At 45.5% G+C, this 20571-nt stretch carries 13 protein-coding genes; 4 read left to right on the top strand and 9 right to left on the bottom strand.

Translation table 11 applies throughout. The annotated features are described in order from the left end of the window. Nucleotides 1-116: 116 nt before the first annotated feature. The 3 genes from AC0VYA_RS00505 to AC0VYA_RS00495 form a co-directional block, all read right to left on the bottom strand. A complete protein-coding gene (locus AC0VYA_RS00505) occupies nucleotides 117-2105 on the bottom strand; it encodes a hypothetical protein (protein ID WP_475489717.1) in 1989 nt (662 codons plus the stop codon). Between the two features lie 226 nt (nucleotides 2106-2331). After that, nucleotides 2332-9393, bottom strand: coding sequence for a family 16 glycosylhydrolase (locus tag AC0VYA_RS00500; RefSeq protein WP_475489716.1), 7062 nt, complete (start codon nucleotides 9391-9393; stop codon nucleotides 2332-2334). Then, nucleotides 9390-10073, bottom strand: a complete 684-nt coding sequence (locus AC0VYA_RS00495; RefSeq protein WP_475489715.1) for a PEP-CTERM sorting domain-containing protein — start codon at nucleotides 10071-10073, stop codon at nucleotides 9390-9392. The genes AC0VYA_RS00500 and AC0VYA_RS00495 overlap by 4 nt, the downstream gene beginning before the upstream one ends. A 770-nt stretch (nucleotides 10074-10843) precedes the next feature. Between AC0VYA_RS00495 and AC0VYA_RS00490 the strand changes: the two genes are divergently transcribed. Further along, nucleotides 10844-11356: a winged helix-turn-helix transcriptional regulator gene (locus AC0VYA_RS00490; protein WP_475489714.1), complete on the top strand. Its 513-nt coding sequence runs from the start codon at nucleotides 10844-10846 to the stop codon at nucleotides 11354-11356. 23 nt (nucleotides 11357-11379) lie between these two features. On the opposite strand, the gene prmA is transcribed toward AC0VYA_RS00490, so the two are convergent. Further along, a complete protein-coding gene (prmA, locus tag AC0VYA_RS00485; protein ID WP_473477338.1) occupies nucleotides 11380-12258 on the bottom strand; it encodes a 50S ribosomal protein L11 methyltransferase in 879 nt (292 codons plus the stop codon). A gap of 140 nt (nucleotides 12259-12398) precedes the next feature. Here prmA and AC0VYA_RS00480 point away from each other — a divergent pair, with 140 nt between their 5' ends. After that, nucleotides 12399-13763 carry an MATE family efflux transporter gene (locus AC0VYA_RS00480; RefSeq protein WP_475489713.1) on the top strand — a complete coding sequence of 455 codons (1365 nt, stop codon included), beginning with the start codon at nucleotides 12399-12401 and terminating at the stop codon, nucleotides 13761-13763. 65 nt (nucleotides 13764-13828) lie between these two features. Here the strand turns inward: AC0VYA_RS00480 and accC are convergent, their stop codons facing one another. From accC to aroQ, 3 genes are read right to left on the bottom strand one after another with little or no spacing between them, the layout of a single operon-like run. After that, the gene (gene accC / locus AC0VYA_RS00475; RefSeq protein WP_011573031.1) at nucleotides 13829-15178 is read right to left on the bottom strand and encodes an acetyl-CoA carboxylase biotin carboxylase subunit; all 1350 of its coding nucleotides are present in this window, start codon (nucleotides 15176-15178) and stop codon (nucleotides 13829-13831) included. 14 nt (nucleotides 15179-15192) lie between these two features. Continuing rightward, entirely contained in the window at nucleotides 15193-15639 is a 447-nt protein-coding gene (accB, locus tag AC0VYA_RS00470) for an acetyl-CoA carboxylase biotin carboxyl carrier protein (protein ID WP_011573030.1), read from the bottom strand. A gap of 59 nt (nucleotides 15640-15698) precedes the next feature. Beyond that, nucleotides 15699-16184 carry a type II 3-dehydroquinate dehydratase gene (aroQ, locus tag AC0VYA_RS00465; protein WP_475489712.1) on the bottom strand — a complete coding sequence of 162 codons (486 nt, stop codon included), beginning with the start codon at nucleotides 16182-16184 and terminating at the stop codon, nucleotides 15699-15701. Nucleotides 16185-16398: 214 nt separating this feature from the next. Here aroQ and AC0VYA_RS00460 point away from each other — a divergent pair, with 214 nt between their 5' ends. Next, nucleotides 16399-16998: an acyl carrier protein phosphodiesterase gene (locus AC0VYA_RS00460; protein ID WP_475489711.1), complete on the top strand. Its 600-nt coding sequence runs from the start codon at nucleotides 16399-16401 to the stop codon at nucleotides 16996-16998. Between the two features lie 25 nt (nucleotides 16999-17023). Beyond that, nucleotides 17024-17653, top strand: a complete 630-nt coding sequence (gene upp / locus AC0VYA_RS00455) for a uracil phosphoribosyltransferase (protein WP_475489710.1) — start codon at nucleotides 17024-17026, stop codon at nucleotides 17651-17653. A gap of 83 nt (nucleotides 17654-17736) precedes the next feature. Here the strand turns inward: upp and AC0VYA_RS00450 are convergent, their stop codons facing one another. Next, the gene (locus tag AC0VYA_RS00450; RefSeq protein ID WP_475489709.1) at nucleotides 17737-18591 is read right to left on the bottom strand and encodes an alpha/beta hydrolase; all 855 of its coding nucleotides are present in this window, start codon (nucleotides 18589-18591) and stop codon (nucleotides 17737-17739) included. Between the two features lie 46 nt (nucleotides 18592-18637). Beyond that, nucleotides 18638-20416 (bottom strand): protein-disulfide reductase DsbD, encoded by a 1779-nt coding sequence (locus tag AC0VYA_RS00445; RefSeq protein ID WP_475489708.1) that lies wholly within the window; start codon nucleotides 20414-20416, stop codon nucleotides 18638-18640. Between the last annotated feature and the right edge of the window lie 155 nt (nucleotides 20417-20571).

The following is a 20571-nucleotide window of genomic DNA, read 5'->3' as shown; positions in this document are numbered from 1 at the left end:
CTGCACACTATTGCAAATAGCATATAAAAATTGTTGTAAATTGCGCATAAAAAAACCTAAACCACGTCGATATCGCATGGTTTAGGTTTTATGCTGTGAAGTAAGGCTACACTGTGCTACTCAACATTGAGCTTGATGTTACCAGTTACAACATCACCCGATTTCGTTTCGTAAGCATATTCAAAAGTAGCACTATTTTCATTACTTGAAGTGCTATCAGAAAGATAAATATACATTTGTTTCGTATATGCTTTTGCTGCATCAGGTAAATTCATCCCATCATAAATACTGAAGTTTATGTTATCTGTATAAAGCGTTTCATTTTGAGCGAGCGCAGCTAAAGCACTTGAGTTAAGTTGAACATTTCCATTTTCAACTAGGTTATAGGTCTCTGTTGATAAAGCACTATTACCATCATCCACAATGGAGAGCCTACGCATAGTGAAACTTTGTAAGCTATTTATGGTAGATGGTAATACTAAATATACATTGCGATCAGAATCGAAAGGTGACGATGCTTCACCTGCTGTATTTTGTGCAGTAATGGCGTTGCCGTTTGTTGTGTAGTTATTATTATCTAAGCGAACCTGAGCTATATCAAATCCAGTTTCTTCATTTGCCGGCACTGTGAATTGTTTGCTGTCAGAAGACAAGTCAACAGTTTGTCCCGTGGCGACAACTTCAATGGTCCCCACACTGTATTGATATGAATCACCTGCAATTAAAAGAGAATCAGGCGAGACCGTTAAGCGCGTGTCATTTTTGCTTAAAGCCACATTAACAGCCATATCAATGCCACCAACAATACTGGTTGTTCCTGCTAGAACCAAATCATCAGCGCTTGCATTCCCTTTGGTAACAGTAAACGCATCTTGGTTAGTCAATGTGACATTAGTTGCTTCAACGGCTACAGATTGTGAGTAGAACACGTTCCAACTTGAATCCACCTGATTAGGCTCGCTAACCAAAACTACTTCAAGCTCACTTACGTTGCTCACTAGTTTTTGTGGTTGAAGAGCAAAACTTAAGGACTCTGTATCGGAGGACACATAATACGAGGCATAATCAGCAGCCCCTGAGTAATAAACGCTCAGACGGCCATCATTCTGTTCGTCTATATTAATTGATGCACTCTGATAATTGACCTCACCGACGCTAAAGGCGGGAATTTGAAGACTCAAGCTTTGTACAAATGCTGCGTTTAGCACGTATTCCCCAGCATCAGTATCGTAAGTAGCGCTGACATCGTCGTTGTATTGATCATTCACGAGAACGCTCGCCCCAATAAGCGGGTCACCAAACTCGTCGACTAACGCCACACGGTATTCAACTTCCTCTGGTGCCGCATCATCTGCTGTTAACAAATAAACCTCATCCGCATCACCTTCATTTGCTGAGAAGAAAGTAATGTTATTACCACTAGAGAAGGGAAGACTCTCAAGCACATAATCAGGCTCGCCGTCTTTATTTACGTCTAAAGATGCAGTCGCTGCTACGTCAATGTATCTAGGTAACGTCATGGTGTATATGCCGTTAACGTCGTCGAAGGTCGACAGGTGCAAATATTCAAAGGTGCTGGAACTCACGCCTGAGTAACTTGGAGAGCTTGAGTCAGCCTTAAAAACCAGGTCGGTAATTGGCGTGTTATCAGCACCATTCAACACAGTAAAGGACACATCTACAGGTTCAGATACGCCTAATATACCGATATCTTGCTGGTTATTTGAGCCTTCGGAAAATTCAGTGTTGAAGAAAAATGCACGAGGCATAAATTCATCACTGTCACTAGTGACGATAAGATCTAAATCGGAATTCGAAGGTAAATCACTGATGCTAAATTTACCATCAGTACCGACTATGCCCTCTGCGATCGTCTCAACTCCGGTCTTCACGGTAACTTTGGCTGAACTCACTGGTTCACTATTTAGCGAATTCACTACCAAACCGCGAACCGTCACTGATTTCTTTTGATCTTGTTCGCTGAGGATTTCATTTTGCTGTTGCAGAGCGTTTACTACTTCTGAATTGTTCTTATCTTCGACTTCCAAACAACCATTAAGTAATACAGTTGCGGATACAGCGATGGCGATTTTTGAGTATTTCAAACGTAATTCCTTTTGATACAACGGTAGGAGCACCCATGCACTCCTTTGCTTTAATTAGGTTCGATGAAATACTATGGTTAATCATCCGATGAGTCAAACTTTGACCGTTTTGGCTTACATCAGGCATAAAAAAACTTAAACCACGTCGATATCGTATGGTTTAGGTTTTATGCTTGCGGCCAAACCACAGGTTAAGCACATTTAACCTGTGGTCCAGTTGCTTTTGCTACTTGCTAAGGTTCATGTCAGTAATGTAAATGCTGTTACCTTGACCTCCGCCAACCCCGAAAATGGCGATTTGGGTCAGCTTAGACAGGTTTAACGGTACATCCGCTAAGTTAATGGTCACATCATTCCAGTTGCCGTTCACCGTAAGTGGGATTTTATGTTCAGCCCCATCCACGATAAAGTCTAAGGTGTACTCAGAGAATCCACCTTGGGCAGCAATTTTGAAGTTGAGCGTCTGATACTGCGCAACATCAATGCTGTACTGCTGCACATCACCGTAAGTATCCCCCATTAAGGCCAGTACCGCGCCCCAACTGCCCGAGCCGCGCACTAACTGAAATGCGCTTAGCCCGTTATACATCACGTCAGGGGTAAAGCTCGTCCCGGTAGACCACTCGCTTATAGTCATATTGCCGTTATGAGCAGAGTTGTCACCGTCAAACACCATATCGCTGGTTTCGCCCGTTGATGAGAAGAATACAAACTTGTCATCCGAGCTGTCTTTGCTATTGGTAGCGACTTTACCTGTGTCGTACATCACAAGGTCGGTAATGTACAAGCTTTGGCTCGCTGAGCCTCCTTGATACACACCAAAGACCGCAATTTGGCTAATATTAGCTAAATCCACTCCATACATGCCAAGGTCAATATCGATATTGTTCCAATCAGCTTGGCTTGATAGCGCAAACCCTACTTCTTGGACTGATTCACCATCACCGATTTTAGACACGATAGACACGGCATATCGCTCAAACGCACCTTGTGACGCTGCTTTAAAGCGCAAGTTAGTGTATTGACTGAAATCAACGTCGTAGTTATCGATATTCACGCCATCAGAAATATCGCCTTGCAAAGCCAATACTGCGCCCCAAGACCCACCAGCAGCCAAACGAAGTCCGTTTAGACCAGCGTATTGGGTATTTGATATCGCGGTGCCTGTGCTCCACTCACCAAATATGACATTACCTACGTCGCTAAAATTATCATTATCGACAATCAAGTCACTGCTCACAGCTGCATCCGATGAGATGAACACGAAGTCGTTCTCAGTATTCGTATCAAACTCAAGCGCTGTATTTTTTATCAACGAAAAGTCAGTCACATAAATCTGTGAAACACCCGCTTGACCACCAATGCCATATACGGCAATCCAATCGACCTTCGACATATTCAGTGGAATGTCAGCAGTATTAAGGGCCAAATTCTGCCAGGTACTTATTGATTCATTGACCGGTAGCGCGATTTCTTTACTCACGCCATTGGCCGATATAGCAACTTTATAGCCACCAGCAAAATTGCCTGTGGTAGCCAACTTCAACTCAATACGATTGAACAAACTAAAGTCGCCGTTAATACCGTTTTGAAAGGCGAGCACTGTGCCCCAGTTGCCTTGCTCTGGTGAATTTGAGCTAGAGGTTAATTCCCAGCCAAGCAAGCCATCAAACATCACGTCGCTCTGAATCGTGGTACCTGTGCTCCACTCACCGACTGTGCTTGGCACAAAGTCGATATCGGTTGCTTGAGTCGACGAAATCAACACGAACGCTTGCTCAGTAACTGGTTCACCGTCGCCACCACCTGCTGGCGCGACTTGCACCACACTAACGTCATCGATTTGCACTACGCCAGTGTCAGCACCAAGGTCGAAGAACACTCTGCTATTGTCATCACCGAAACCATTAGTGGTTAACGTGTAGGTATAGCTCTGCCAATCAGTGGTCAGCCCAACGGTTTCAGTGACATTGGTCCAAGGATCGTGGTTTAAGCCAAGTCCGACTAACATATCGCGTACTTTTGACGCTTTGGCTTTGAAAGTCACCGTGTAAGTAGCGCCTGAAGTCAAGGTCATTACCTGACTTAGGTTGACATCCCATGGGTTGCCAGCCATCGCAATATCGGCTTGAAACACATGATTGCCATCAGCAGAAGTCGTATCTTCCACCACGCTTACATCACCAATCCAGCCTTCGCTGCCGTTTTCAAAAGAGCCGTTTGCGACGATCTCATCACCCACGATTGGGTCAGTGCCGCCACCGTTGCCGTTATCGCCACCGTCTCCGTCGTCACCTCCGCCTGTACCATCGTCTTCGCCTTGCAAAAATTGCATGTTGTCGACACGGAAGACTGCCCCTTCTCCTTGCCCCCAATCAGGGAATATCATCACTACATCGATCCCGTTCAGGCCAAGGCCAGCCTGTTTTAGCGCTGCAATGTCAATAGAGTAGTGCTGCCACAGAGCTGTGGGTGTCGCTAGGGTCACAACTGCCTCAGTGGTCGCGCCGCCCTGCTCTACTTTTAGGTTCCACGAGGCAGATGTATTAGCACTTGGAGTGACTAATTTGAGGTCAAACTCCAAGGTGCCATTTGCTTCAATGGGCGATGCATCAAATGGGCTAGGGGCATCAGCAAAGTTCGTGTTAAAACCAAGTACTGTTGGCGTCGCACCCACCGTAAATTCAATCACTTGTGATTGGGCTGCATCATCAAAAACAACACTCGGGGTTGAACCTCCGCAACAGTCCCATGCTGGCCACTGAGGGTTAATAACATCAGCGAAGATCAGCAAGTCCCGGGCGATGCCGTCAGACTCAGGGACAGGAATGGGCGCAGCGCCGGTTATTAATGTTCCGCCATTTTCAACTGACTCAGCGTAACCATCATTCACAGTGGCACAGCCTAGGCCGTTGCTAGGCGAATTAGCACATTCGTAAACCCGCACATAATCAACAACGAAGCGATTGGTACCATCAAATGCTGAGGCATCCACTCCGCCTTGGTTGACCACTTCTGGCCAAGCACCACCGACTGCAAAGTTGAGCAATAAATGAAAACGCTCGTCAAAAGGGGCGTTGTTCCATAACGTTTCGCCACTTTGCTCGGTGTACCAACCTCGGTAAGCTAAACCATTCGCATCACCGTTGCTGTTATAGCTAAGTGTTGATTTACGCTGTGTTTCGTACAGCACGCCATCCACGTACCAACGCATTTCGCCCTCTTCCCATTCTAAGGCATAAATATGGAAATCATCCGCCGGGTTTGCGCCATTTGGCAACAAGTAGCTTTGGCCTGAGTTATCATTATTTGGCCAACTTTGACCATAGTGAAGCGTGCCGTGGACATTCGATTCAACATTGTCTGTACCGTCATTTAATGGCACGCCTAAATTAACCGCCTCGAAAATATCGATTTCACCCGAGTGCGGCCAACCACCGTAAATATTGTCGGTAGGTAGCATCCAAATAGCAGGCCATGCCCCTTGGCCAGATGGAGCCTTAGCGCGAATTTCAAAGCGGCCGTATGTCCAGTCACCTTGGTTTTTAGAGATTAAACGAGCTGAACTGTATGGCAATGCTTGGTTAGACTCGGCCTTGGCCACTATGTTTAGCAGGCCATTTTCTACAAAAGAGTTGTCGCTGTTTGCGGTATAGCATTGCTTCTCATTGTTGCCGCCACCGTCGCAATTCACTTCGTGGGTCCACTTACTTTGATCTATGGATGTACCACTGAACTCGTCACTCCAGACTAAATTCCAGCCTTCAGGCGCACTCACATCGTCACCATTGGTGAAGCGAATATTATCGAAATACACAATGTTGTTTTGCGCACGGGTATCGAAATCAAAATCAGGGAAGATAATGATTTGGTCGATATCTATGGTTTCAAATAATCCTATATAACCAGTAAAATCAAAGGTGAGCTCTTCCCATTGGTTTATTTTCGTATTGGCGACTTTTATCTCGCCTTGGGCGCCGCCATTAGCAATCGCGAACTTAACACCCACATCACTGACAACAGTCTTGTACACCATCATTTTAACGATGCTGTTGCTTGCATCTAAAGTGAATGGGGTCATTTGCCCGTGCTGTATTTCTGTGCCTACCCATGGCGCACCTGCAACTTTTGCGGTGATTTTCGCCACGGTACTTGAATCGTTAATACCAGAGGTATCGGGGTTAGCAACGAACTCAAGGGGGGCATTATCGTCATTCTCAAATACGTTCCAGCTTAAACCAGCGCCAAATCCTGTTGATTCAAAATCGAATGTTGCAAGGTTGCTCGAACCACCGCCATTATCACCCCCACCACTTTCATTTTTTAACACCACACTGACATCATCGATGTAAACCGCACCCACTTGGGCACCTAAGTCGAAAAACACCCGACTATTGTCATCACCAAACCCCGTGGTGGTTAAGGTGTAGGTAAATGTTTGCCAAGTGGTCGTTAAAGCGACGGTTTGCACAGTATTCGTCCAAGGATCTTGATTTAGCCCTAAACCAGCGATAATGTTACGCGCCACAGATGCTTTCGCTTTGAAAGTTAGCTCGTAAGTTTCATCTGGTACCAAGGTCATTACTTGACTGAGATTTACGTCCCAAGGGTTACCTGCAACCGCAACATCAGCCATAAATACATTATTGCCATTGTCAGAGATAACATTCACTGCGCCTATCCAGCCGTCAGTGCCACTAGTGAAGTCACCATTAGCGACCAAGTCACCATCGGGCGTAGGATTTTGCCCGCCATCACCGCCACCACTGCCGTTGTCGCCGCCATCACTTCCGTCGTCGCCCGTGCTACCAAAGAAACGGATGTTGTCGAAGTAGACTGTGTTGTCTTGTGCACGAGTAGAAAAATCAAAGTCGGGGAAAACGATCACTTGATCGATATCGATGGTTTCTACTAAGCCAATATAAGCACTGAAATCAAAGGTGAGTTCTTCCCATTCATTGACCTTAGTATTAGCCACTTTTATTTCGCCTTGGGCGCCGCCGCTGGCAATTGCGAACTTCACGCCTACGTCGCTGACAACACTCTTGTACACCATCATTTTAACGATGCTATTGCTTTCATCTAACGTGAACGGGCTAATTTGGCCATGCTGGATCTCTGTACCTACCCAAGGCGCACCAGCAACGCGCGCGGTAATTTTAGCCACGGTTGATGAGTTATTTATGCCTGACGTATCTGGGTTAGGTACAAATTCCAGTGGTGGGTTATCGCTATTTTCAAACACATTCCAGTTCAGCGCGGCGCCTAAGCCATTTGGTTCGAAATTAAATGTAGGTAAGTTGCTTTCCACTTCACCGTTGTTCGCATCATCACTTGGTGTTTGCAAAATACTGATATTATCAACGCGGAAGACTGCTCCTCCACCTTGGCCCCAATCAGGAAACAGCATCACTATATCTATACCGTTCAAATTTAAACCCGCGTCACTTAGGTTTTTTAGCGGGATTGAATAATGTTGCCAAGTTTCAGTTGGCGTGGCGATACTCACTTGCGCTGCGCTGGCGGCACTGCCCTGCTCTACCTTCACATTCCAGCCAGCAGCACTATTGTTTGGCGGTGTGACAAGCTTTAAATCAAACTCAAGTACGCCAGTCTCATATAGAGGTGAGGCATCAAATGGACTCGGATTGCTCGCCTCATTGGTATTAAACCCCAACACGGTTGGCGCGCCGCCCACGGTAAATTCAATAACCTGTGATTGACTATCATCATCGAATACAACATTTGGGTTAGTACCGCCACAACAGTCCCACGCAGGCCAAGCAGCGGTCATTTCATCCTCGAAAATCACTAGGTCTCTTGCCACGCCGTCAGATGGCACAGTCGGCGCAGGGGCAGCACCATTAATCAGTGTGCCCCCTTCAGATTTAGGCGCTAAGTAGTTGTCTGTTACCGTTGCACAACCTTCCCCCGTACTAGGCGAAACCGAACACTCAAACACACGCACGTAATCCACATCGAAGCTGTTTTGCCCATCAAAAGCACTGGCATTTATGCCGCCTTGATTCACTGCTTCAGGCCAGCTCCCGCCTACTGCGAAATTAAGCAACAAGTGGAAGCGCTCATCAAACGGAGCGTTGTTTAATAGGATTTCGCCGTCTTGTTCGGTAAACCAGCCTTTATGCGTTAAGCCATCTGCTTGACCGTCAGAGTTATAGCTCACCTCTGATTTCAATTGAGTTTGGTACAATACGTCATCTACATACCAACGTATTTCGCCTTCTTGCCATTCAACTGCGTACACATGAAAATCATCCGCTGGGTTTTCCCCATCCGGCAGGGTATAGCTTTGCCCTGTATAAGAATTATTAGGCCAACTTTTGCCATAATGCAGTGTGCCATGCACATTTGTTTCAACAGAACCCTGGCCGTCATCAAGGGGCACTCCTAGATTAACCGCTTCAAATATGTCAATTTCACCTGAATGTGGCCAACCGCCATAGACGTTGTCGGTAGGTAACATCCAAATCGCTGGCCATGCGCCTTGCCCTGATGGCGCTTTGGCGCGAATTTCAAAACGGCCATAGGTCCAATCACCTTTTTCTTTGCTGATCAGGCGCGCCGAGCTATACGGTAGTGCTTGGCCAGACTCAGGTTTAGCAACGATTTTTAGAACGCCATTTTCAAGATAGGCATTGTCGCTGCTGTCTGTGTAACACTGCTTCTCGTTGTTACCACCCCCATCGCAATTCACTTCGTGAGTCCACTTGGTGTCATCAATCACGTTGCCACTAAATTCATCACGCCAAACTAGCGTCCAACCCGAGTTACTGTCGATTAATGGGCAGCCTGTCTCATCAACTGCTATTCCTTCAGGCGTGGTTGGGCATAAATCATCGTCATCGTCATCGTTGACGCCGTCACCATCAGCATCTAACGTGGCATTACTTTGAATAGATAGTTCGAATGTGAGCCTGGTGCGCCGCGCATATTCGAATCTTACATTGACCGATACCGTCGCACCGGGTGCTATTTCGTCTAACAGAAAATTGAAATAAGGCACACCATTGTCTGTTTGTCCGTCAGCGTCTTTTACGTTCAAGCTGGCGTTTTCAATGAGTACCCTAAAAGGACCACTGATAGTTTGTGCACTACTGTTCGTTGCTTTAACCTGCACTACGTATGCGCCTTCAGCGCGCATATAACGTGCGCTGGATTGAGACACACTGATGGTATTGTCTAATGAGCTCCACTGGGCGGATGCCGTACAAGACGCAAAGAACAAAAGGGCACCCAGTGCCCCGCCCATATCGTTTCTAATTTTCATTGGTTTATCCCACCGTTCACGTTAGTCCAAGACACGGCCGCTTTTTGGCTAGGCCATCCGTTGGAACGAGCAAGCGCTTTACGCGTGAACAAGCCTGCAAAGCCCAAAAGCAATAATGCAAAGCCCGCTGGCGCAGGCACGTCCGTTACTACGGCATCTAAGGATGCAAATGTAATGGATGCAGTGGATTGATTGCTGTCCGCTTCAAAACCATCAAACATATAAAACGATAATGACCAGTCTTGATTTGCGTAGCTGGCAAGATCAGAAGCGGCAATTGTTAAGGATTCACTGAAGCTTTGCGCCGATAAGATATCCGTAGAGAAGAGCTCAATGAATTCAAAATCTTGATTAAGCAAGCTGATGGAGAACCAATCATCCAAGATTGGGTCACTCATCGTTGTATCCACACTAAAATCTACATTTAGCGTGTAGTCTATTCCACTGCTTAAGGATAGGCCTTGGGACAATTCAGTCTCAAAATCGATGACATCGTCAACGCTTAAAGTCGCTGCACAATTGCCTGGCGCTCCGCTAATGCCTACATTCCCGAACTGGTCCCAGTCTGCAATACTGCAATTGTTGGCGAAGTCTCCTCCCGTTAGCATATTGGCCATTGCTTGCGGGGCGGCTAGCAGGATGCTACTCGCTAATACGATCTGTTTAACGGTTTTGTTCATGTGTTTCTCCTGGACGTGTCTTGTGTTTTAGCCTTAAAAGGCGTTGTTTTGGACTGTATTTCTATTAGGTCGGTCGAACTCTAGGAACGCCTAATAGCGCACTCAGATAACACACAACAAAACCCAAACCCGTAATTCTCTTATCACTGCTTTTTGTTTCTTCTTTTTATTTCTGTGTTTTATAAGCAAAGGTAAATCAGCTTATAGTGCGGCAACAAATAAAATGAAAGCGCTTTCATTTCTGATTGCATTAAAGCGTTATTTGAGTAGCTAAGTCCCAAGCAAAAATTTAACAACAAAGAAACAATACATTTACAGTAGCAAAAGAGATATACTTATGAAAGCGCTTTCATAAATATATTTTCAAACTCATTATGTAATTTCAGTATGTGCATTTGAGCGATTTTATTGAGGCAAAAAAGACGCCCAGCGCAGTCGCGACAATGCGTTGAAAATAATTACCGAAAAAAGAGCGGTTATATTTATGGCGTCTAAATTAGATAAATTTTAGTAAGGAATTTTTCAATTATTTTCATTCTCGTCAGTGGAATTACTGTTAATCTGTTAACTCGTTGAAGTTAAAAAGAATGATTTTTCTGTGTTTTCCGGTCAATTAGTCCATGGGTTACCGACATGTATTTGGAATAATTGCAGCCCGCTTTTATCCGGAATGATAAATAAACCTGATGTGCAAACACCTCTTTTGCCAAACGTTTCAACCTATGTTGTGAATTAACACAGTCATTAAAATAAGAAAAAGAATTTACGTTATGAAATGGAGCCAAATAAACGAGCAATCTTGCTCTATCGCGCGTTCAGCTGCGATATTCGGCGATCGCTGGACACTGCTTATCCTCAGAGATATCTTTTGGAAAGTCACTAAGTTTTCCGAATTGCAGAAATCATTAGGGATAACCAAGCATCGCCTATCTGACCGCCTCAATCGTTTAGTCGATTCAGGGGTACTGTATAAAGACTTATATGATGAAAACAGACAACACTTTGAATATAAGCTTACCGAGAAGGGCCTTGACCTCTACCCTATCATGCTGGCGATTGTCCACTGGGGAGACAAGTGGGAGGGAGATCGGGATGGCCCTCCTGTTCATTATTTTCATACGACTTGTGGCGAAGCTGGCACAGCACATGTAGCTTGCTCGATATGTGGGGAGGCCATGAATGTGAATAATACCTCAGGAGCGTTAGGGCCAGGCATTTTAAACAAAGTGGAAAGAGGGGAAGAAACCGGCATTAAACTTGATATTTACGCCGGTAATTCGTGACAACCTTTTAGCCGCAGGCTTCGCTATTTGCGCTTACCTGATACCCTCGCCCATTCACCGTCAATTTCAATCGGCTCCATGTGAAAGTCTTGACTGTATAAATCGTTGATCCCTTGAGCCTGTTCGGCCAAGATGCCAGATAAAACCAATTTGCCACCAGATTTACAATACGCAGTGATCACTTCACGTAAATCCCGAAGTGGTCCTGCGAGTATATTCGCCAGCACGACATCAGCCTTTAATTCAGGTTGATGCTCGGGCAAATACAGCTCTATTTTGTCGCCTATGTGATTACGATCGGCATTGGTTTGGCTCGACAGTAGGGCTTGAGGGTCAATATCGATGCCTACCACCCGCTTGGCCCCTAATTTTATTGCCGCTATTCCCAGTATTCCGGAGCCGCAGCCAAAATCGACCACTAATTTATCGCTTAACTCTAGCGCATCTAACCAACGTAAACACAAGGCGGTTGTTGGGTGCGTACCCGTGCCGAATGCGAGGCCCGGATCAAGCATAACATTGACCGCGCTTGGGTCGGGCACGTCGCGCCAACTTGGGCAAATCCACAGGCGCTGACCGAACCGCATAGGATGAAAGTTGTCCATCCATTCTCGCTCCCAATCTTTGTCTTCTAGTTGGTCAAGCTTGTGAGGAAAATCTGCCCCTAGCACCTTTGATTTACTCATTCTGGCGACGACACCGTCCATATCATAATCCGCTTCGTATAAGCCCACGACTTGCGTTTCCGGCCATAACATTACCTCTCCTGGCTTGGGCTCGTACATAGGGGTGTCTTTTGCGTCAACAAAGGTAACTGCTTGGGCACCGTTGGCGCTTAGCATGTCACCCACTTGCTCAGCGTATTTGGCTTTAGTGTCGATGATGAGTTGGATCCAAGGCATGGCAGGTCTTATCTAATGGCAAAGAAGCCAGTATAACATTAGTTAATTAGCGTAAACTAACGCGTTCGCCGATCACGTTGAACTTTTGCGCAGATAAATGCGTTCTTGTTATTGTCTGTGTTTATTTTTTGGGAGCTATCTTGCCTACATCTCGCGACTTAACTGTCCCACCTGTTCATCAGGTATTAGTGAAACTCACCTTACCCATGATTTTTGGCATTATCGCGGTGCTGTCAGTGTCGTTAATCGATACCTATTTTGTTAGCCAATTAGGTACCGAATACCTTGCCGCTTTGTCATTCAGCTTTCCCGTCACTATGAGCATATCAAGTTTAGCCATCGGCTTGGGGGTTGGAGCGGCATCAGCGGTCTCCCGCGCCGTGGGCTCAAATGACAAAGAACAGGCCAAGCGTTTGTCAACTGATAGTTTATTACTCGGTATATTGGTGGTTATGTTTGTGGCTATTCTTGGTTATACATACGTGAAACCGTTACTGAGTTTATTAGGTGCAACAGGGCAAGTGTTGGAGTTAGGTGCGCGCTATATGCGTATCTGGTTTATCTCTGTGCCATTCTTAGTTGTGCCCATGATTGCAAACGCTTTGATCCGTTCGGTAGGGGATGCATTCTGGCCAAGCTTAATGATGATTGGCTCTGCGCTGGTCAATATTGTGGCCACACCTATCTTAATTTTTGGTTGGGGCGTTATTCCGGCCTTTAATATTGAAGGGGCAGCTTACGGCACTTTACTGGCCCAAGTACTGACTCTATTCGCATCACTAGCCATACTGATTATGCGTGAAAAACTACTGAGTTTTCAGCTTGCCTCCAAAGAGCAACTAGTGGCTTCGTGGCGCTACTTGCTCTCTATTGCTGTGCCTGCCGCCGCGGGTAATATGGTCAATCCTTTATCGATCGCCATTGTCACCGCTATTGTGGCGTGGTTTGGCGAGAAATCAGTTGCTGCATTCGGCGTGGCAACACGAATCGAGTTTTTTGCGGTGATACCCATGCTTGCCTTGTCTTCTGCTATTGGCCCATTGGCGGGGCAAAATTGGGGCGCGGGCAAAGTTCAACGCATTATTGATGGACTCAAGATTAGCTATTGGGTATGTATTGTATGGGCGTTGATGTTGAGTGCGTTTTTATGGTTTACCGGGCCGTTTATTGTCGGTGCTTTTACGGACGACGGCAAAGTATCAGCCCAGGCGTTGAGTTATCTGCGCATCATTCCCTTGAGTGTTTGGGGTTACGGTATCGTAATTGTAGCTGCTGCTGCCTTTAACTCTATTGGCAAGGCTAAAGTGGGGCTGGGGTTTTACGTGGTTCGCTCTGCGTTATTTTATGTCCCTTTATCTTGGCTTGGCGCCACATTTGCGCAAATCGATTATGCCTTTTTTGGTATCGCCGTCGCTAATGTTGTATCAGGCATTGCAATAGGTTGGTATTCACTTTGGAGGCTAAACCGTATTCAAGCTAAAGAAACGGCTGACGCACCAGGTTAACCATATACAGATCAAAAAAAAGAGTGCATAAGCACTCTTTTTCGATTTATCTCGAAAGACCTAAACTAGTGACCACCAAGGCCTAGTTTCTTCTCAAGATAGTGAATATTCGCACCACCAGCGGCAAAGGCTTCATCGGCCATAATACGCTGTTGTAATGGAATATTGGTTTTTATACCTTCAATGACCAGCTCGCCTAATGCGTGGCGCATTCTAGCAATCGCCACTTCACGGGTTTCACCGTATGTAATCAACTTACCAATCATAGAGTCATAGTTAGGCGGTACGGAATAACCCGCATAAATATGCGAATCCCAACGTACACCTAAGCCACCAGGTGGGTGAAACATATTAATTTTACCTGGGCTTGGTATAAACGTGTCTGGATCTTCGGCATTAATACGACATTCAATCGCATGCCCACGCACTTGGATCTGCTCTTGAGAAATCGTTAGCTTTTGGCCGTCCGCGATACGTAATTGCTCTTTGATCAAATCGACACCCGTGATCATTTCTGATACTGGATGCTCAACCTGAATTCTGGTGTTCATTTCAATGAAATAAAACTCACCATTTTCGAACAAGAATTCAAACGTACCTGCTCCGCGGTATCCGATATCGATACATGCTTGGCAACAACGGGCACCAATTTTGGCGCGCATTTCTTCAGTAATGCCTGGCGCTGGCGCTTCTTCAACCACTTTTTGGTGACGACGCTGCATAGAGCAGTCACGCTCACCTAAATGAATTGCGCTACCTTGACCATCAGCCAAAATTTGAATTTCGACGTGGCGAGGGTTTTCAAGGAACTTCTCCATGTAAACCACATCGTTGTTGAACGCGGCGGCTGCTTCACCTTTCGTTGCTGCAATAGCACCGATTAGCTCTTCTTCACTGCGAACAACGCGCATACCACGGCCGCCACCGCCACCAGCGGCTTTGACAATAATCGGATAACCGATGCCTTGGGCTAACTTTTTATTGCGCGCTTCATCATCATTTAATGGCCCATCAGAACCCGGTACACAAGGTACACCGGCCGCCTTCATCGATTTGATTGCCGACACCTTGTCGCCCATCAAATTTATGGTTTCAGCTTTTGGTCCAATGAAAATAAACCCGCTACGTTCAACCGCTTCGGCAAAATCAGCATTCTCTGCTAAAAAGCCGTAACCAGGGTGAATAGCCACTGAGTTAGTGACTTCTGCCGCTGCGATAATACGCGGAATGTTTAAGTAACTTTCGGTTGCAGATGGCTTACCGATACAAATGGTTTCGTCAGCCAAAAGCACGTGCTTTAAACTTTCATCTGCGGTGGAGTGCACTGCGACTGTCTTGATGCCCAACTCTTTACAGGCACGCAAGATGCGAAGCGCAATTTCACCGCGATTGGCAATCAGTACTTTATCAAGCATTTTCAGTAACCTGCTTATTCAATGATGAATAGGGGCTGATCGAATTCAACCGGCTCTTGGTTGTCGATTAGGATTTCTTTGATAACGCCAGCTTTGTCCGACTCAATTTGATTCATCATTTTCATGGCTTCGATGATACATAAAGTGTCGCCTACTTTGACGCTTTGGCCCACTTCAGCAAAAGGTTTTGAACCTGGAGAAGATGAACGGTAGAAAGTACCGACCATTGGTGACTTAACACGGTGACCACTGGTTTCAGCAACGGCTGCAGGTGCTGCTTCAACGACGGGAGCAGCTGCTACAGGTGCAGCTTGTTGGATAGGGGCAGAGTACTGTACTTGCGCTGCCGGCTGGCCGCTACGATGGATTCGTACAGATTCTTCACCTTCAGTAATTTCTAACTCAGAAATACCTGATTCTTCTACTAACTCGATGAGTTTCTTAATTTTGCGTATATCCATGATGTTATCTCTTTTTGATTTGTATACATAAGCGACCGGTAGCACACCGACCACGGCAACTAATTCGTTTGGTTATTTACATGTTGTTGAGCTGCATTGAGTGCAAACGCATAACCCTGTTCACCCAAACCACATATCACCCCCACTGCTACGTCTGATAAGTACGAGTGATGGCGAAAAGGTTCGCGAGCATGAACATTGGATAAATGCACTTCGATGAAAGGAATCGATACACTGAGTAAAGCATCGCGTAAGGCAACGCTGGTATGCGTAAAGGCACCAGGATTGATCATTATAAAGTCGACTTTTTGATAAGCGCTGTGAATAGCATCGATTAACTCGTGCTCAGCATTTGATTGCACATGATCTAACACGATCCCCATGCCTTTTGCTTGCACATTTAAGGTGTTAACAATATCTTGTAGGCTACGTGAGCCATAAACTTCGGGTTCACGTTTGCCCAACATATTGAGGTTGGGTCCATTAATTAATAAAACTTTCAAGAATACGCCGCTATCTTCGTTAAAATGATAATTATCTTTCATTATTAGCAAATAAGTATCCGATTAGCGACTAATTTCGCTTAAATTTTCAACTCATCGCACTCAATTGAGGCCATTATAGAGCTAACTTACAAATTAGCAGCAAAATACTGGTCTTATCAGCGAAGATTGCCCCCAAGTTTACGTATTTAATCTCAATGCTAGGTATACTGATAAGCCATTTGACCCCAAGTCGGTATCGCGTTCAAATACAAGCATGAACTACATTGCACATTTACATCTTGCTAAACACACTCAAACCAGTTTGGTTGGTAATTTTTTGGGGGATTTTGTAAAAGGCAGTGCCTTGGCTGACTTCCCCCTAAATATACAACTTGGTGTGCGCTTGCATCGCCAAATTGACACTTTCACTGACTCTCATCCCCGGGTAGTGGCTTTAAAACGAGATTTCCCTAAACCGATACGACGCTATGCAGGCATTGCACTTGATGTGTATTTTGACCACTTGTTGATCCAGCATTGGCAACAATTTTCGGCGCCTAAATTACCTATACACACCTTGTTTAAGCAATTTTATCGAGACTTAGAGCAGCTTAATTATGAGGTCAGCCCTCATTTCACCCGAGTCAGGGCTGGGCTTATCAGTCATCAATGGTTAGCAGACTATGAAAACCTCAGCGCCTGTTTGCGCGCTATGCAAACCATTGAAAAACGCTTCAGTCGTCCAACTAAGTTTGCTCAACAAGCCATGGACTACATCAGCGAAAATGACAGTGAGTTAAGACAGTCTTTTTTACATTTTTATCCTGATTTACTTAGGCACAGTGAGCTATTTGTCAGTAAACTGATCAAATAAATCTATTCTACATTCGAGGTACCTTGTGTCAGTCAAAGAAATCAATCACCCCTTAGTGCAACATAAGTTAGGTTTGATGCGCGAGGCTGGCATCAGCAGCAAAAATTTTAGAGAGCTTGCCAGTGAAGTGGGTAACCTGCTGACCTACGAAGCGACCCGAGAGTTAGAAACCGAGACTGTTGAGATTAACGGCTGGAACGATGAGCCGATTAAAGTCAAAAAGATCAAAGGCAAGAAAATCACCATAGTCCCTATTTTGCGTGCCGGTCTTGGCATGTTAGACGGTGTTATGCAGCTTATCCCAAATGCAAAGGTCAGCGTGGTAGGTTTGTATCGTGATGAAGAAACGCTGCAGCCGGTGGCTTATTTCGACAAAGTGGTAAAAGATGTGGAAGAGCGCACTGCGCTAATAGTTGACCCTATGCTCGCCACCGGCGGTACGTTAATCGCGACCATCGATTTACTGAAAGAAAAAGGTTGCCAATACATAATGGGCTTATTCTTGGTCGCGGCACCAGAAGGCATAGAAGCGGTTGTGAGCAAACACCCGGATGTAGACATTTATACCGCAGCCGTAGATGACAAACTCAACGAGCACGGTTACATTTTACCAGGCTTAGGTGATGCCGGAGACAAAATATTCGGTACACGATAAACGCTAGCTTATATAGCCCCCTTCCCTAATGCGTTATTACATTGCGCAGATGGTACTTAGCCATTGCCGCGTGGAATAACGCCTTAGAGCGTATCGATTAACCAGTCCAACGTCTGCTTTATCACCCGCTCATCGTATTGGCTTTCGGGGTTAAACGAATCGAATATATGATCCGCCCCTTGAATGACACGGGCCTCAGCAAGTACTGATGAGGTTAATGGGAGTAAGGTTTTCTCAATAGGTTTAACGTAGTCCTCGCTGCCTCGAATGGACAACAGGGGCCCGCTATAAGCGTTAATATTCTGGTAAATGTCGTGCCCCATCATACCCAAAACATGCGTTTTGGTGACGGTTAGCGTTTCCCATGTAGGCACTTTCACTTCACCGTTATCAAGCACTTCACGCATTTGTGCAGGGGATAGGATGCTTTGCCCTACCAGCGCTGGGTCTCCCGCGCTTGACCACAGCACGACACTGTCAATATCTGTAGGGTGCAGTCCCATAAGCCTTATGGTAGTCGACCCCCCAAGACTAAAACCGACCACACCAGTGGGAGTTTCAGGATATTGCTGACGTAAAAACATCAACCCCGTTTCAGCATCGGTTACCCGAGACGAAAAAGTACTGGTGAGTCGATATCCGCTTTTTTCGCGTTCACTTTCGCCGCGTATATTGATTCTAAGGGAGGCAATATGCTGCTCTGCCAGCTGCGCCGCTAAGCGCTTATACATATCGCCCACTTCATTCATGTTGCCTGCCCAGCCATGAATGAGTAACACACTCGCAATTGCCTCACCTCGCGCCTGAGTATGGGTGGCTTGCATGTCATTTTCTAGAGTAATAACGCGTTCTACAACGGCAGTAGCAGCGCTCGACGCGAAACACATCAAGGACAACAACATACTAACGACATAACGATTAAAACGGCGGGCTAACATGTGATTCATCCTTCTAATGCCTTGAATTTGGTGGGCTCTACCTGAGTTATAAGATATTTTTTGCATGGGCGGCAAACGCTGGCGCTTGCATAAATCCGGTGACCCGAGAGCCGCTAATCTCTTTACCTTGCAGATCAAAGAACAAGATAGTCGGCAAGCCTAAAATCGAAAAATGCTCTTGAAATGCAATGTTAGTCGCCGTGTTATCGGTTAAATCAATTTGCATCCACACAGTGTTACTAAGCGCGTCTACCACTTGCGTATCAGGAAAGGTGTATTTTTCGAACTCTTTACAGGCAACACACCAGTCCGCGTATAAATCGACCATCACGGTTTTACCTTGCGCGTTGGCAGCAGCTAATTTTTGCTCAAAATCATCAAGGTTTTTAACCACTTCAAACCGAGGATGGCTTTGTTCTGTATGCCCGGCAACAGACGATGTTTGGCCAAAAATAGTCTGATAGCCATACATGGCAGACGCAAACAAACCGATAAAAATAACTAGCGCGCGAACACCCTTACTAAAGGTCACTGAACTGGCTTGATTCATCACGTAGAAATAGCTAAAGGTTACTAAGCCTAGTATCGCCCACATAATATCAGTGACCACATGGCTAACTAAACGCTCTACAAACATTAACGCGACGGCCAGCATCATGAAGCCAAAAGTGACTTTGATAATGTTCATCCATGCACCTGCTTTAGGCAGTAATTTACCGCCTGTTATGCCAAACAATATCAATGGTATTCCCATGCCCAAACTTAGTGCATAAAGTGCACTGAAGCCCAGCAATAAATCGCCCGTTTGCGCTATGTACAATAATATTCCGGTTAACGGCGCGGTGGTACACGGGGATGCAACCAGCCCTGATATTGCCCCCATCAAAAGCACGCCTAAGTAACTTCCACTTTTCTGTTGGTTACTCACGCCATTGAGCTTTTCTTGCCAGCTTGAGGGTAGCTGAAATTCCCAAGCACCGAACATCACCAACGCCAGCAGTGCAAAAACGACGATCAACGCACCTAATATAATGGGATGCTGCAACGCCGCTTGAAACTGCACGCCCGCCGATGCAACAACTAACCCCAGTAAAGAGTACGTCAACGCCATACCTTGCACGTAAACAAAGGATAGAACGAACGCTCGCGATGTACTGATACTCTTCCCTTGACCTATGACTATGCCAGATAAGATCGGATACATAGGGAAGACACACGGCGTAAACGCAAGGCCCACTCCTAACGCTAGAAATATTAATAACACCCATATCAGGCTCTGGTCGCCCGTGAGTAAATCTGCCAGCTCAAATTGTTGTGAGACAGAGCCGCTACTTTCAACACTAGCTTCGTCGGTATTAGAAAGATCATCACTGGCATTGACTGAATTTAGATAAACGACCTGCGTTGTTGGGGGGTAACACAGTCCCGCTTCTGCACAGCCTTGGTAGCGAATTTTAACCGCAGAATCATCTTGTGACTGTAGGATAGGATAGGTGACTGAGACCTTGTGGTAATAAACTTCTTGAGGCTCATCAAAAAATTCATCCTCTTTCATTTTTCCTGTAGGAAAAATAGGCTCACCTAACGAGGCGTTTTTCGAAACGGCTTTGAATTGTTGCTGATAAAGGTAGTAGTCATCGGCAATGTCCCAAGTGACGACTAGTTGGTCACCATTTTGCACATAATCAAACACGAAAGCTTGATCCACCTTTAGAAACTCAGGTTCATTGCTAAACAAAGAATCGAAGGAATTGCTTTGGCCTAAGCTGGCGAATGACCAAATGGACATGAGCATAAAAATGGAAAACGATGCTATTAACTTCATTTAAAACGACTTCTTTTTTGCAGTTCAACAGTTAAAAAATAAAATAAGGTAACATACTTAATACAATATTAAGTGACCCTACGGTAGGCCAATATAGACCTAATTAGTAATAGATGTCTTTCAAAAATGTCATCATCTTCCAAAGCTTACCATTA

This window comes from Paraglaciecola sp. QJM3NY_14 (assembly GCF_056173245.1).
The sequence above is the reverse complement of the archived record's forward strand: the minus strand, read 5'-3'. Positions and strand labels throughout refer to the sequence as shown.

Bases quoted from the DNA above. Each gene is read 5' to 3' on its own strand.
- AC0VYA_RS00490 (WP_475489714.1), top strand. From the start codon at position 10,844: ATGAAATGGAGCCAAATAAACGAGCAATCTTGCTCTATCGCGCGTTCA.
- prmA (WP_473477338.1), bottom strand. From the start codon at position 12,258: ATGCCTTGGATCCAACTCATCATCGACACTAAAGCCAAATACGCTGAG.
- accC (WP_011573031.1), bottom strand. From the start codon at position 15,178: ATGCTTGATAAAGTACTGATTGCCAATCGCGGTGAAATTGCGCTTCGC.
- AC0VYA_RS00495 (WP_475489715.1), bottom strand. From the start codon at position 10,073: ATGAACAAAACCGTTAAACAGATCGTATTAGCGAGTAGCATCCTGCTA.
- AC0VYA_RS00450 (WP_475489709.1), bottom strand. From the start codon at position 18,591: ATGTTAGCCCGCCGTTTTAATCGTTATGTCGTTAGTATGTTGTTGTCC.
- AC0VYA_RS00460 (WP_475489711.1), top strand. From the start codon at position 16,399: ATGAACTACATTGCACATTTACATCTTGCTAAACACACTCAAACCAGT.
- accB (WP_011573030.1), bottom strand. From the start codon at position 15,639: ATGGATATACGCAAAATTAAGAAACTCATCGAGTTAGTAGAAGAATCA.
- AC0VYA_RS00500 (WP_475489716.1), bottom strand. From the start codon at position 9,393: ATGAAAATTAGAAACGATATGGGCGGGGCACTGGGTGCCCTTTTGTTC.
- aroQ (WP_475489712.1), bottom strand. From the start codon at position 16,184: ATGAAAGATAATTATCATTTTAACGAAGATAGCGGCGTATTCTTGAAA.
- AC0VYA_RS00445 (WP_475489708.1), bottom strand. From the start codon at position 20,416: ATGAAGTTAATAGCATCGTTTTCCATTTTTATGCTCATGTCCATTTGG.